The organism is Mucilaginibacter defluvii (assembly GCF_039543225.1).
GTDB lineage: Bacteria > Bacteroidota > Bacteroidia > Sphingobacteriales > Sphingobacteriaceae > Mucilaginibacter > Mucilaginibacter defluvii.
The window spans coordinates 419,928-433,497 of record NZ_BAABJI010000002.1; the positions used below are offsets into that span (position 1 = coordinate 419,928).

The following is a 13,570-nucleotide window of genomic DNA, read 5'->3' on the forward strand; positions in this document are numbered from 1 at the left end:
TGCAATGATTTGTAATCTGCGAGGAGTACTATATCAGGCATACCGTTCAAAGATCACACAAAACTTGATGTCTCCGGCTGGCTAAGGCTGGCAGGAGATTAAAAACGGAAGTTGAATCGAACAGAGGAGACTTCCGTTTTGCTTTTTATAGCTTTTTATTTCAAATGGAGAAAATTTATTTCCTTTTACAAAATAAATCGCCGGCAATTGGGTTTTAATTGGTATCACCAAAACAATAATACCATGAAAACCATCATCTTATCTTTCTTTTTACTTTTTGCCTCGACCTTTGTGGTAAAGGCAGATAATCAGAATCACATAGGTAAACTAAATACACCTAACCCGGCTCCGGCAATTGTGGGCTGGTATTTCCGGGCTATAAGCGGGTATCCGGCCGCCATTACTTTTGAACTGGTTGTACTGTTTAAAAACGGCGATTATTACGAAGTGGGCGAGGAGCCGGTTGAAACGCTGAATATCGCATCATCAAAAAGTACACACCCCAAAGCCTGGGGTAAGTGGAAAAAGAGCGGAGCCGTGTTTTATCTCACCAACTCACAAAATAAAACGCACGATTACGAACTTGGGTCAGGCAATTGGTTTCCGGCGTTTGCTTACAGTCCGTCGTTGACGTTAAAAAAAGGTTATGAAAAAACCAGTGGCGGTGATTACGGAAATGGTACCGTAGCATTAACTATCAACAAAATTAACTTTGTTGATGCAACGCATTTTACCACCGGCAGCAACAGCGGTATATCAACACCAAATGCCACAGCGGGTAAAGTAACCAGTGCAAAAGGTACGTACAAAATAGCTGCGCATAGTATAACTTTTACTTATGACAACGGAAAAACGGTTACTAAATCTTTCGCCATGGGGGCATCCGGTTCGCCGGCCAAGCCAACCAATACGATGATATTTATAGGCGGCGATTCGTTTACGGATACCGAATGATTAAATGCCTGCTTGCTTTTCTGAATTATAAATGCCTAATTTAGTAGGATATGACAAAGGCAGGCAGGAGCAAACCGGCTTCTCAAAAAAAGATATTTGTACTGGATACTTCGGTTATATTGTATGATCATAACGCTTTAGAAAGTTTTGAAGAGCATGATGTTGCCATACCGGTTCAGGTGCTTGAGGAGCTTGATAACAAAAAGAACGGTAACGATACACGCAATTTCGAAGCGCGCAGCTTTTTGCGGCTGATCGATGATGTATCGCGTGATAACCTTTTGAACGAGTGGACGCCTTTAAAGAAAAAAGGCCTGGGTTGCTTTAAGGTAATTATGGACGCTAAGGCCTCGAAGGATGCCGAAGAGATATTCGGTTCTGAAAAAACGGATCACCGGATACTCAATGCTGCTTTAAGCATTCAGGAAGAATATCCGCTAAAGAAGGTAGTGCTGGTATCAAAGGATATATGCCTTCGCCTTAAAGCCAAATCGCTTAACATTAATGCAGAGGACTACGAGACCGGTAAAATAAAAAACGTTGGTGAACTATACACCGGTGTTACCCAGGTTGATAAAACTACCGAAAAGTTTATCGGCCAGCTTAATAAGCAGCTAACATTATCAAACGGAATGCTTACTGATGGCGCTTATAAAAGCAATCACTTTTACATATTCAATAGTAAAAAAACATCCACACCGGCTTTTTACAACGCCAACTCACTGCAGTTAGAGAAGGTGACCGAGCAGCCGGTGCTTAACATATTTCCACGCAATACAGAGCAGGCTTTGGCCATACATGCTTTGTTGCACCCGGATATTAAATTAGTATCTATACAAGGTAATGCAGGCACCGGTAAAACACTGCTTGCTTTGGCCAGCGCGCTTGAACAGCGTAAATTTTACCGGCAGATATATGTTACCCGGCCAATAGTACCGCTTAGCAATAAAGATATTGGCTTTTTACCGGGCGATGTAAAATCGAAAATTGACCCGTACATGGCTCCGATATGGGATAACCTGAAATTTATCAAAGATCAGTTTGCCGGCGATGAAAAAATGCAGTCGAAGATAGATGAACTGGTAAGTAATGATAAAATAACCATTACGCCGCTTGCCTTTATACGGGGGCGTACTTTGAGCAAGATATTTTTTATTGTTGATGAAGCGCAAAACCTTACGCCGCACGAGGTAAAAACCATTATTTCAAGGGCAGGCGAGCATAGCAAGTTTGTATTTACCGGCGATATTTACCAGATAGATACGCCTTACCTTGATGCGGAAAGTAACGGCCTGTCATACCTTATCGATAAAGCTAAAGATCATCCGCTTTATGCGCACATAACCCTGCAAAAAGGGGAGCGCAGCGAGCTGGCTAACCTGGCTACACAGCTATTGTAATATACTGTCGGTTATCTTGATAATATCACTGCAGATTTTATTAATAAAGTCGAGTTGCTCTTTTAATAAGTTATCATCCGCATTTGGCGTGATTTGTTCGGCGCTGTCCTCGGTTAAATGTTTTTCTACTTTAAATTCTGTGCTTGCGCCGAACATTTTTGCGCTCGCATCATTCAGCAGGGCGATACTCTTTTTTACGGACCGCAACGCTGTAGGGTAAGCGCGGAGAGCCGGTTTACCTACCATACCCGCGGCAATAGTAGCGATGTATGATGACAGGATGTGATTCAATACCACAAACTTGTGTACATCCTTAATTTTTACCTGTTTGCTTTTTGGCTCCGAGGTCATGCGCTGAAAGGCGGCTGATAAGTTGGCTGATTGAACGAACACATCCTTACGGGCAAGTTTATATTCGGTAACATCAAGGTTGTTGCCCGCTATGCTGTAGCCAATTTTTGCCAGGTAATTGGCATTGGCGTGGATAACATCGCGCAGGTTTTCTTTGATCTGCTCAAACTCCCACGACGGAAATATAAAATAACTGGCCAAAAACGCAATTGCCGAACCAATTACTGTATCAACTATACGTTCCTGCACCACATCGTAGCCGCCAATGCCAATGAATTTGAGCATGATCAGTACAAATGGTGTCATAAAAATTACACTCACGATGTAATTGAGGCGCGCGAAGCTATAGGTACCAATCATCAGCACAACCATGATACCGAACAATACGTTGTTATTGGATATCAGCCCAAGTATAAGTACACCAATCAATCCGCCAACAATGGTGCCTATGAGCCTGTGATAGTTACGCTCTTTTGATAAGCTAAAGCCGGGTTTAAGTATCACAATGATGGTCAATAAAATCCAGTAGCTATGGTGGCTTGGCGCAAAAAATTTGGCAACCAAAAATCCTATCAGGCAAACTAATGAAACCCGTAAAGCATGTTTAAACGAGGTTGATTTAAAGCTTAAATTATCAAACAGGATGTGCGGTGCGTAGTCCTGGTGGGTAACAAATTTCGAATACTCAATCTTACCCTTCTTTTCAAATAACAACCTTGATGAACTGGAATTGTAATAATCGTATATGTTATGGATTTTCTGGTTCAGATCGCGCAGGTTGATGAGTATCTTTTTAAGTACGAGATTGCTGGCGCTGCCTTGTTTAACGCCGGCTTCATCTATCTTGAGTTTTATTTGTTCAAGATCCTTACTCAAATCGAGTACACGCTTGGTGCGCAGGTTTGATAGCACCATAAAGGCCACGTTATCTACCTCATCGGCCATTTTATAAATGATCTTATTGATCAACGGCAACACCTCACTATCCTTAAAACTTTCACGTATATGCCCATAATCGTAGTGGGTGGCCATAACCTGTTCAAACATATCCACCAAATCAACAAAGGTCAGCACTAATATCCGGCTGGCATTGGTTGATTCCTTTACCGTAACCCGGCTTTTAAACAATATTTCGCGTACAGCATCCTGATGTGTGCTTACATGTACTTGTTGCGCTACCAGCTTTCTGTAATTTTCATCGATGTCCGTGTTTACATCATAAAAATCGGCCTTTATACGCAGGAATTTGGCTATATCGCCAATGCTTTCACCCAGTATTTGCTGTGCTGCGCGGTAAGGGCGTATCCTAAAAAATAATAAGCTGAAGAGCGTATACCATATACCACCGGCAAGCAGCGTAAGGCTCACGGGTAAAATCTGATCGGGCGGGATGTTTTTGCCCATCATAAACACCATGGCTAGTATAGAGGCGGTACCAACAGACGCCGCCCTGTTACCATACACAATCAATAACGAAAATATGAAACTGAACAAGGTAATCTCTACACCAAGCGTAACGATGTTTAGCCGGGCAAAACCCGTTATCAGCGATACCAGGAAAAGGCATACGTTACCTATAGCCATGGCATTGCGCTTATGCACAACCGGTCCCGGGCTATCAATCACCGATAAACACAATGCTCCGAGGGAGAGTGTAAAACCCGTATCAAGCATATCAAATTGCAGGAACAGTAGTGACGGTAAAAGTATGCCCGCCGTGTAACGCAATCCGTCAGAAAAATACTGGCTGTAAAAAAAACTTTTTACCTCTCGTTGCTGCGAATCATTGATGGGATTAGATAGGGAGAATTCCACCTTGCAAATTTACGTAATTTATTTATTGATATTATTTATACCACTATTATGACTTTTTGATTGATAAAAGCGTAGAAAAATTAACAATTCGGCATGTTTTTGCTTATTTTAATTAAATTCACGCCGATAATAGCCTGGTATGCATATGTACCGGCTTGGTTTGTTCCAAATTTTTAAAAATAACTATGCCCGCATCGTTAAAACTAAGCCAAAGAGAAGCAACTTTTAACAACGAAGTTGTTGCCCGCTTTGAGTTATATAACAGTTTGTTTCAAACACTTCCGTTCTATCAGGTGAAGGAGATAGGCATATTACTGCCTTTTTTTACAGCTCATTGCGAACAGGGAGTTAACGCGGGCCTTTCGCCCGAGGAAATCATTTCGTCATTCTTCAGCAAGCATGTGCCCGACATTGACCAGCGGGAACAGATTAACCGCATGTTCCGTTTATTGCAGTACATAGAGCGCCAGGTAGTACTGTTTGATGCCATTGAGGATTCATCTTTCGGTAAAATAGGTCGTGCTGCTGACGCGGGTACCTTACAAAGCCTGTTGCAGCAAGCCAACATCAGCGATCAGGCACGTAAAGATATCAGCGATAAGCTGAATGATATGTCGTTACGGTTAGTGCTCACCGCTCACCCTACGCAATTTTACCCGGGTACGGTACTCGGCATCATGACGGATTTGATTGATGCACTGAAGCATAATGATATTAACAGTATTGACGAATTGTTGCAGCAATTAGGTAAAACGCCATTCTTCAACAAAACATCGCCAACGCCGGTTGATGAGGCCATAAGCCTGATATGGTTTATGGAGAACATATTCTATCATGCCCTATCTGGTATACAAACTACAATTGAAGAGGAGTTTGATGTTAATGTAGATTCAAAACGGCAGATACTGGAGCTTGGTTTTTGGCCGGGTGGCGACAGGGACGGAAACCCTAACGTCAATACCGATACCACGCGCTCCGTTATGCGTATTTTAAGGCAGGTATTGTTCAGGTGCTACTATCGCGATTTTAAAGTATTAAAACGCCGTATTACCTTCCGTGGTTTTGGTAAAACGCTTGAGGAACTGGAAAAACTGCTCTATCAAAATGCTTTTAACCCGCAACGCGATCCGCATGATGTGCAGGATGAATTGCTTAATATGCTGGGCAGCATCCGCGAAACGTTAATTAATGATCACGATAGCCTTTTTCTGGATATTGTAGATGATATGATACGCAAAGTGCGCCTGTTTGGGTGCTACTTTGCTACACTTGATATAAGGCAGGACAGCCGCGTGCTGCGCAGCGTATTTAAATATGGCAGCGAGCGCATTGCTGAAACCGGAATAAAACCGGACTACTTCGAGCTGGACGAAGCCAAAAAGCTGAAAAACATTAAGTTTAACGAGGCTGATTTTATTTGTCCGGATGATGCTGATGACCTGACTAAAGATACGCTGAACACCATTCGCCTGGTTAAGAAGATACAACACAACAACGGCGAAAAAGCTTGCCAGCGTTTTATTATCAGTAATTGCCAGCAGGCTTCGGACATCTTACAGCTTATAGATCTGTTTTTATGGAGCGGTTGGGAAAAAGACAATTTAGCTGTTGATTTTGTTCCGCTGTTTGAAACGGTTAATGACCTGAAACATGCCGCCGGTGTGATGGAGAAACTATACACCCATCCGTTTTACAAAGAACATTTAAAACAGCGCGGTAGCGCACAAACCATCATGCTTGGTTTTTCTGACAGTACCAAAGATGGCGGCTACCTGATGGCCAACTGGTCGATATACAAAGCTAAGGTGGAGTTAACAGCTATGGCGAATAAGTATGGCATCGATCTGTCGTTTTTTGATGGCAGGGGCGGTCCGCCGGCACGTGGCGGCGGTAAAACGCACCGTTTCTACTCTTCAATGGGGCAGGAAATCGCTAACAAGCACATCCAGTTAACCATACAGGGGCAAACGGTTAGTTCACAATACGGCTCGGTTGAAACCGCTCGGTTCAACATGGAGCAATTGATACACGCGGGCATCGTATCGGCATTGCATCCAAACCAGCACGATTTGCTCGATAGCCGTCATAAATCATTGATCAACGAGATGGCCGAAGAAAGCTATAAACTGTTTATGGATTTGCGCGAGCATCCGTTATTTACGGATTACCTGGAGAAATTCAGTCCTATAAAATTGCTCTCTCTGGTGAATATAAGCAGCCGTCCAACCAAGCGTAATTCTGATTCTAAATTAAGGCTGGAAGATTTGCGCGCCATCAGTTTTGTTACTTCATGGAGCCAGTTAAAGCAGAACATACCAGGCTTTTACGGAGTAGGCACCGCGCTAAAAAAAATGAAAGAGAGCGGTAATTGGGATGAAATTAAGGAACTATACCGTGGGTCTGGCTTTTTCCGTACCATGCTTGATAATTGCATGATGTCTATGTCGAAATCAGATTTCAGGGTGACGGCATATTTGGAAAAGGACGATAGGTTTGGCGCGTTTTGGTCAATGCTTAAAAACGAATATGAATTAACCAAGGCGATGCTGCTTGAGCTTACCGAAGCTAATGTATTGATGGTTGATTACCCGGTAGAGCGCCGTTCAATAGCTATCCGCGAAAAGATTGTGTTGCCTTTGGTAATTATACAACACTACGCTTTGGGCCTGTTACGTGACAATAACGACAGCGAACTGACCGACGTTTATAACAAGCTGGCTATTCGCACCGTATATGGCATCGTTAATGCCGGGCGTAACCTGGCATAGCAGGCGCTGATATATTTTTCGATTTTGTAAACCGATGTAATGCACAATTGTTACTTACTTACAATTATAAGTACAGCAGCATGAGGCAAGTACACTACATCGGTTTATTTATTATATTAATTATTGCACAAGCCTGTAACGATAAACGCAAGGCTAAAAACTATAACCACCAGGTTAGCGTTGATGGAGACGCTTTAGTGTTTATACGCAAAGCCGCAGAATCGGGCATAGCCGAAGTAGAGGCGTCGTCAATTGCCCGGCAAACTTCTAAAAATCCTAAAGTTGTACAATTTGCAACGATGATTGCAGATCAGCACAGCCGGATAAATGACGAATTGAAGAGTTTGCAAAGCCGTAACCTGATATCCAGTGATGATACCATCAGCATGGAAAAGCAGCAGGAGATAGCGGCTATCGCCAAAAAAAGCGGCGTTGAGTTCGATCGCGATTATGTGTCGATGATGGTGAAAGACCATGAGGAAGCAGTTACCTTATTCAATTCAGGTGCCACCATACGTACAGCTTCGGTTAACAAATTCGCCAATAAATTCCTTCCTGAAATTAAAGCACATCTGGATTCGGCCAAACAAATCCTTGCCGGCTTAAAATAGATTGTTTTTCAGATAATCCTTGGCCGCTGTTTGTAATGAAGACAGTGGCCATTTTACATTTGTTGATATTCTGTCTCCGGCCGCTTGTTTTTTTATCTGGTTTGTTTAGTTGCGGATGGGTAATACTGTTGTGGTGTACGATAATTTGTGTGCTAAATAAAATATCTTAGCGATTACATTATACCATGGAAACTGAACTACAAAAAATGCTCGATGGCGAGCTTTATGTAGCTGCTGATGAGCAGTTAACACAGATGCGCTTAAACGCCCGGACGCTGATCCATCAGTATAACCAAATGATAGCTGCAACCACTGAAGAAAAAAACGTGGTATTGAAACAGCTTATAGGCAAATGTTCAACTATTGACATACAGCCGCCTTTTTTTTGTGATTACGGCGTTAATATTATTGCAGGTGAAAACCTATTCATGAACTTTAACTGTGTCGTATTGGATTGCGCTTTGGTTACCATTGGCAACAATGTGCAATTTGGCCCTAATGTTCAAATATATACTGCCACCCATCCGTTAATAGCGTCGGAACGCATTAAGGGGCCGGAACTGGCAAAGCCTATTACCATCGGAGATAACGTCTGGATCGGCGGTGGGGCTATTATCTGTCCTGGGGTGAATATAGGTGAAAATACCACGATAGGCTCAGGTGCAGTAGTTACTAAAGATGTACCTGCCAATGTTTTTGCGGCGGGCAACCCATGCCGTGTTATCAAAAACCTTTAAATAAAATTTTTATATGATCAAACGTATTTATTTTATTATCAGCTGCTTGACACTTTTAGGTGTATCAGCCGGTAAAGCACAGCAAAAGCCTTTGTATGATACTACACAAAAGCCTGTGTTAGTATCGCGCCAATTTGAATTTACTGAAGGCCCGGCAACCGATAAAAACGGCGATGTTTATTTCACCGATCAGCCGAATGATAAAATATGGAAGTACAGTGCCGATGGAAAGCTTACCGTTTACATGGACAAAACAGGCCGGAGCAACGGCTTGTTCTTTGATAAAAAAGGCCGCTTGCTTGCCTGTGCCGACGAAAAGAATGAGCTATGGGCTATTGATAAAAAGGGCAACCATGAGGTCATCTTATCCAACTTTAACGGCAAGCGTTTTAATGGGCCAAATGATGGTTGGGTTGCACCTAATGGCGATATTTATTTTACTGACCCGTACTATCAGCGAAATTACTGGCAGCATACTTCATCTGAACTTGATGGCCAAAAATTATATCTGGTCAAAAAAGGAGCTAAGCAGGCCGTTATTGCAAACGATCAGTTTAAGCAACCCAACGGAATTGTAGGTACTACCGATGGCAAGTTTTTGTATGTAGCTGATATTGGTGATAACAAAACGTACCGGTTTAATATTGAAAAGGACGGCACGCTCACTAACCGCGTTCTGCTAATTAAACAAGGATCAGACGGGATGACGCTTGACGATCAGGGAAATATCTATTTAACCGGTAAAGGCGTCACTGCTTATAATCCGCAAGGGGAGAAGTTATTTAATATCCCGATTCCAGAGCAATGGACTGGTAACGTTTGTTTCGCAGGTAAAAATCGTGATGTGTTGTTCATTACCGCCTCCAAAGGAATTTACACCCTGAAAATGAATGTAAAAGGCCAGTAACGTTATTTGTAGGATCGCCTTGAGGTTGACGCACGGATGATAAGCTTAGGCTTAACGCTGATTGTGCGCGGTACAATAGGCGATTCTTTATTTTCCGACTCCTGGAAGTAAAGGTTAGCTATAGTTTTACCCATATAATGGCTAAACTGGTCTATAGTAGTTATGGACGGGCTTGTTAGCTCTGTAAAAGGTTCGTTAGAGTAACCTAAAATACCCAATTCAGAAGGCACTTTGATACCCATTGATGTTGCTACTTCTAAAACACCCAGCGCTGAAAAGTCCGACGTGGAGGCAAATATGGCGTCAGGCGGCTTTGGCAGGTTTAATAACTTACGGGTCGCGTCGGCGCCTAATTCCTTCGTCCAAGCGTTCTCAATAATTAATTCATTAATTATAGGCAGATTATGAAGCTTTAGCGCTTCCAAATAACCTTGCTTACGTTGACGAAATATATCCAGATTTTGAGGCCCTTCAAGCAAGGCTATACGTTTATAACCTTGTTCAATCATGTGTGTTATACCTTCCAGCGAAGCCTGATGATTATCGTTAAGCACCTTTAAGGTCTCCAGATCGTCGGCAACGCGGTCGAACTGTATTAACTTAATGCCATGGTCAATTACATTCTGCAGATGCGAATAATCGCTACCTTCGGCGGCCACTGAAATAACGATACAATCAACATGCTGATTGATTAAAGCGTTAACTGATTTTACTTCTTTTTCGTGCGATTCGTTAGATTGGCAGATAATCAGGTTATAATCCTTACTGTAGGTAGTTTCCTCAATACCAGCTATCACATTTGAAAATATATTTTGGTTAATACGTGGCACCACGATACCAATTGTTTTTGATTCGCCCTTACGCAGGTTTGAAGCCAGTATGTTGCGCTTGTAATTTAACTCCGCCGCCGTTTTTAATACCAGTTTCTTAGTTTCCTCATTTACATGGCTGCTGTTATTAAGTGCACGCGATACCGATGAGGCGGTGATATTGAGTTTTTCAGCTATATCGTAAATGGTAGTTCTCTTTTTGGCTTTCATGGTTGGTTAAAAGTAAATAATAATTTTTTGTGCAATCGATTGCATTTACAAAAAAATCATTTAAATTCGTTGTCAGATAATGCTCAATCCACAACCAATATTAAATCAGGTTATACTATGTTGCTGTTAGGTATCGATATAGGTACATCATCTATAAAAGTTTGTATCGTTAATGCGGATAATCAGCAGGTTGTAGTGGCGGCCCAATATCCGGACGTGGAGTCACCCATTAAATCGCTGCAACCCGGCTGGGCCGAACAGGATCCGGCGATGTGGTGGGAACATGTAAAGCTGGCATTGGCTAAATGCCAGGCAAGCGGCAAGTACGATGCTAAACAGATTGCCGCTATAGGGATAGCTTACCAGATGCACGGTTTGGTATTGGTGGATAAGCAACAGAATGTATTGCGAGACAGTATTATATGGTGCGATAGCCGAGCCGTGAAAATAGGCGAGGACGCGTTTGATGCGATAGGCGGCGATACCTGTTTAAGCAATCTGCTTAACTCGCCCGGTAACTTTACAGCGTCTAAACTGGCATGGGTAAAGCAAAATGAACCGCAAATTTATGCCAAGATTGATAAAGTTATGCTTCCGGGTGACTACATAGGCATGAAGCTGACCGGCGAAATAACTACATCTGTATCGGCATTGTCAGAGGGTATTTTCTGGGATTTTAAGAATGAACAGATATCTGAAGACATCAAAAAATACTTTGGTTTTGGTGAGGATTTGTTCCCGCCGGTACACCCGGTATTTTCTTCGCACGGTATTGTATCCGAGAATATAGCAAACGAACTGGGCATACCTGCTGGTATACCTGTAGCCTATAAATCCGGAGATCAGCCAAATAACGCTTTGTCGTTAAATGTGCTTAACCCCGGCGAGGTGGCTGCAACCGCAGGTACTTCGGGTGTAATTTATGGGGTTACAGATAGTTTGGAGTATGATAGCCAATCCCGGGTAAACGCCTTTGCGCATGTAAATTACACGCACGATTTAAAGCGTGTTGGCATACTGTTGTGCATCAACGGTACCGGCAGCATGTATAGCTGGGCTAAAAAAATGTTTGGCCAAACATTGACCTATCCAGAAATGAATAGCGAGGCCGAACAAATTGCTGAAGGTAGCGATGGCCTTTTGATACTGCCTTTTGGTAATGGCGCTGAACGTATGCTGAACAATCAACTGGTAGGTGCGCAATTCAGTGATATCGATCTGAATATCCACACGCGCGGCCATGTTTTCAGAGCCGTGCAGGAGGGAATCGCGTGTTCTTTCCGTTACGGATTGGATATCATGCGGAGCAACGGTATGAACCCTTCGGTTATCCGCGCGGGTAAAAACAATCTGTTTTTAAGCGATCTTTTCACGCAAACGTTTGTAAACGTTACAGGCGTACCTGTTGAACTGTACAGTAATGACGGCAGCGCAGGCGCTGCTTTGGGTGCAGGTATCGGTGCCGGAGTTTTCAATTCACCAATGGAGGCATTTAAAGATATGCAGCTGTTAAAACGAATTGAACCGGAGGCAACACATAAAATGAACGATATCTACGAAAACTGGAAGCAGTTGTTAAACAAGTATTTAACTATCAATATTAAATAAACCATTTCAATAAACATATAGAACTTATGGGCATAGTAACAGGAAACAAAGAGTTTTTTAAAGGTATTGGCCAGATAAAATTTGAAGGCCTTGAGTCGGATAATCCGTTAGCATTCAGGTGGTATGATGCCGGCCGTGTTGTTGCCGGTAAAACCATGGAAGAGCATTTACGCTTCGCTTGCGCGTATTGGCATTCGTTCTGCGGTAATGGTGGCGATCCGTTTGGCGGCGCTACTCATAATTTTGCCTGGGATGAAAAAGTTGACGCCGTTGAGCGCGCTAAGGACAAAATGGATGCCGCGTTCGAGTTCATCACTAAAATGAATTTGCCTTACTATTGTTTCCATGATGTTGATGTTGTTGATTATACCAATGATGTAAACGAAAACGACCGTCGCTTACAGACTCTGGTTGATTATGCTAAACAAAAGCAGGCTGAAAGCGGTGTAAAATTGCTTTGGGGTACTGCTAACCTGTTTAGCCATAAAAGATATATGAACGGTGCGTCAACCAACCCTGACTTTCATGTATTGGCGCACGCTGGTGCACAGGTAAAGGCAGCAATTGATGCTACCATAGCTTTAGGTGGCGAGAACTACGTTTTTTGGGGTGGCCGCGAAGGTTATATGACCTTGCTGAATACCGACATGAAACGCGAGCAGGAGCATTTTGCGCGCTTTTTACATACTGCTAAAGATTATGCCCGCAAGCAAGGTTTTAAAGGTACTTTCTTTATCGAACCAAAACCATGTGAGCCAACCAAGCATCAGTATGATTATGACGCGGCAACGGTATTGGGCTTTCTGCAAAAATATGACCTGCTGAACGACTTTAAGCTGAACCTTGAGGTTAACCACGCTACCCTTGCCGGCCATACATTCCAGCATGAATTGCAGGTTGCTGTTGATGCAGGGTTATTGGGCTCAATAGATGCAAATCGCGGCGATTACCAGAATGGCTGGGATACCGACCAATTCCCGAACGACATCAACGAGCTTACTGAAGCTATGCTGATCATTCTTGAAGGTGGTGGTTTCCAGGGCGGTGGTATTAACTTTGACGCCAAAATACGCCGTAACTCAACTGATCCGGCTGATCTGTTCTACGCTCACGTGGGTGGTATGGATATATTCGCCCGTGCGTTAATTACAGCTGATAACATTTTGCAAAAATCGGATTACAAAAAAATCCGTGAGGAACGTTATGCATCTTTTGACAATGGTAAAGGCCAAGAGTATGAAGCCGGAAAGTTATCGTTAGAAGATTTGCGCCAGTTTGCTGTAGAAAACGGTGAACCTGCGGTTATAAGCGGAAAACAGGAATACCTGGAAAATTTGATAAACCGCTATATCTAAGAATTTTTTCTTGTGTGTTATAAT

The 13,570-nt window shown here is 42.8% G+C and carries 10 protein-coding genes; 8 read left to right on the top strand and 2 right to left on the bottom strand.

Translation table 11 applies throughout. The annotated features are described in order from the left end of the window. The first annotated feature begins 243 nt into the window (after positions 1-243). Positions 244-954, top strand: coding sequence for a hypothetical protein (locus ABD960_RS08065; protein WP_345330512.1), 711 nt, complete (start codon positions 244-246; stop codon positions 952-954). A 50-nt stretch (positions 955-1,004) separates the two neighbouring features. Then, positions 1,005-2,354 (top strand): PhoH family protein, encoded by a 1,350-nt coding sequence (locus ABD960_RS08070; protein ID WP_345330513.1) that lies wholly within the window; start codon positions 1,005-1,007, stop codon positions 2,352-2,354. Here the strand turns inward: ABD960_RS08070 and ABD960_RS08075 are convergent. Further along, on the bottom strand, positions 2,346-4,520 hold the full coding sequence (locus tag ABD960_RS08075) for an FUSC family protein (protein ID WP_345330514.1): 2,175 nt from the start codon (positions 4,518-4,520) through the stop codon (positions 2,346-2,348). The genes ABD960_RS08070 and ABD960_RS08075 overlap by 9 nt on opposite strands. Before the next feature lie 185 nt (positions 4,521-4,705). Between ABD960_RS08075 and ABD960_RS08080 the strand changes: the two genes are divergently transcribed. From ABD960_RS08080 to ABD960_RS08095, 4 genes are all read left to right on the top strand, one after another. Next, a complete protein-coding gene (locus ABD960_RS08080; protein ID WP_345330515.1) occupies positions 4,706-7,288 on the top strand; it encodes a phosphoenolpyruvate carboxylase in 2,583 nt (860 codons plus the stop codon). Between the two features lie 80 nt (positions 7,289-7,368). After that, positions 7,369-7,899: a DUF4142 domain-containing protein gene (locus ABD960_RS08085; protein ID WP_345330516.1), complete on the top strand. Its 531-nt coding sequence runs from the start codon at positions 7,369-7,371 to the stop codon at positions 7,897-7,899. Between the two features lie 185 nt (positions 7,900-8,084). Continuing rightward, on the top strand, positions 8,085-8,636 hold the full coding sequence (locus ABD960_RS08090; protein ID WP_345330518.1) for a sugar O-acetyltransferase: 552 nt from the start codon (positions 8,085-8,087) through the stop codon (positions 8,634-8,636). A 13-nt stretch (positions 8,637-8,649) separates the two neighbouring features. Next, complete coding sequence (locus tag ABD960_RS08095) at positions 8,650-9,543, top strand: SMP-30/gluconolactonase/LRE family protein (RefSeq protein ID WP_345330519.1); 894 nt, start codon at positions 8,650-8,652, stop codon at positions 9,541-9,543. 2 nt (positions 9,544-9,545) lie between these two features. On the opposite strand, the gene ABD960_RS08100 is transcribed toward ABD960_RS08095, so the two are convergent. Then, the gene (locus tag ABD960_RS08100; RefSeq protein WP_345330520.1) at positions 9,546-10,583 is read right to left on the bottom strand and encodes a LacI family DNA-binding transcriptional regulator; all 1,038 of its coding nucleotides are present in this window, start codon (positions 10,581-10,583) and stop codon (positions 9,546-9,548) included. 117 nt (positions 10,584-10,700) lie between these two features. On the opposite strand from ABD960_RS08100, the gene ABD960_RS08105 reads away from it, so the two are divergent. Next, positions 10,701-12,191, top strand: a complete 1,491-nt coding sequence (locus ABD960_RS08105; RefSeq protein WP_345330521.1) for a xylulokinase — start codon at positions 10,701-10,703, stop codon at positions 12,189-12,191. A gap of 26 nt (positions 12,192-12,217) precedes the next feature. Beyond that, the gene (xylA, locus tag ABD960_RS08110) at positions 12,218-13,546 is read left to right on the top strand and encodes a xylose isomerase (RefSeq protein ID WP_345330522.1); all 1,329 of its coding nucleotides are present in this window, start codon (positions 12,218-12,220) and stop codon (positions 13,544-13,546) included. Positions 13,547-13,570: the final 24 nt, after the last annotated feature.

What these genes read in the sequence shown, in the direction of transcription:
- ABD960_RS08090 (WP_345330518.1), top strand. Translation starts at nt 8,085, where the DNA reads ATGGAAACTGAACTACAAAAAATGCTCGATGGCGAGCTTTATGTAGCT.
- ABD960_RS08100 (WP_345330520.1), bottom strand. Translation starts at nt 10,583, where the DNA reads ATGAAAGCCAAAAAGAGAACTACCATTTACGATATAGCTGAAAAACTC.
- ABD960_RS08095 (WP_345330519.1), top strand. Translation starts at nt 8,650, where the DNA reads ATGATCAAACGTATTTATTTTATTATCAGCTGCTTGACACTTTTAGGT.
- ABD960_RS08080 (WP_345330515.1), top strand. Translation starts at nt 4,706, where the DNA reads ATGCCCGCATCGTTAAAACTAAGCCAAAGAGAAGCAACTTTTAACAAC.
- ABD960_RS08065 (WP_345330512.1), top strand. Translation starts at nt 244, where the DNA reads ATGAAAACCATCATCTTATCTTTCTTTTTACTTTTTGCCTCGACCTTT.
- ABD960_RS08105 (WP_345330521.1), top strand. Translation starts at nt 10,701, where the DNA reads ATGTTGCTGTTAGGTATCGATATAGGTACATCATCTATAAAAGTTTGT.
- ABD960_RS08085 (WP_345330516.1), top strand. Translation starts at nt 7,369, where the DNA reads ATGAGGCAAGTACACTACATCGGTTTATTTATTATATTAATTATTGCA.
- xylA (WP_345330522.1), top strand. Translation starts at nt 12,218, where the DNA reads ATGGGCATAGTAACAGGAAACAAAGAGTTTTTTAAAGGTATTGGCCAG.
- ABD960_RS08070 (WP_345330513.1), top strand. Translation starts at nt 1,005, where the DNA reads ATGACAAAGGCAGGCAGGAGCAAACCGGCTTCTCAAAAAAAGATATTT.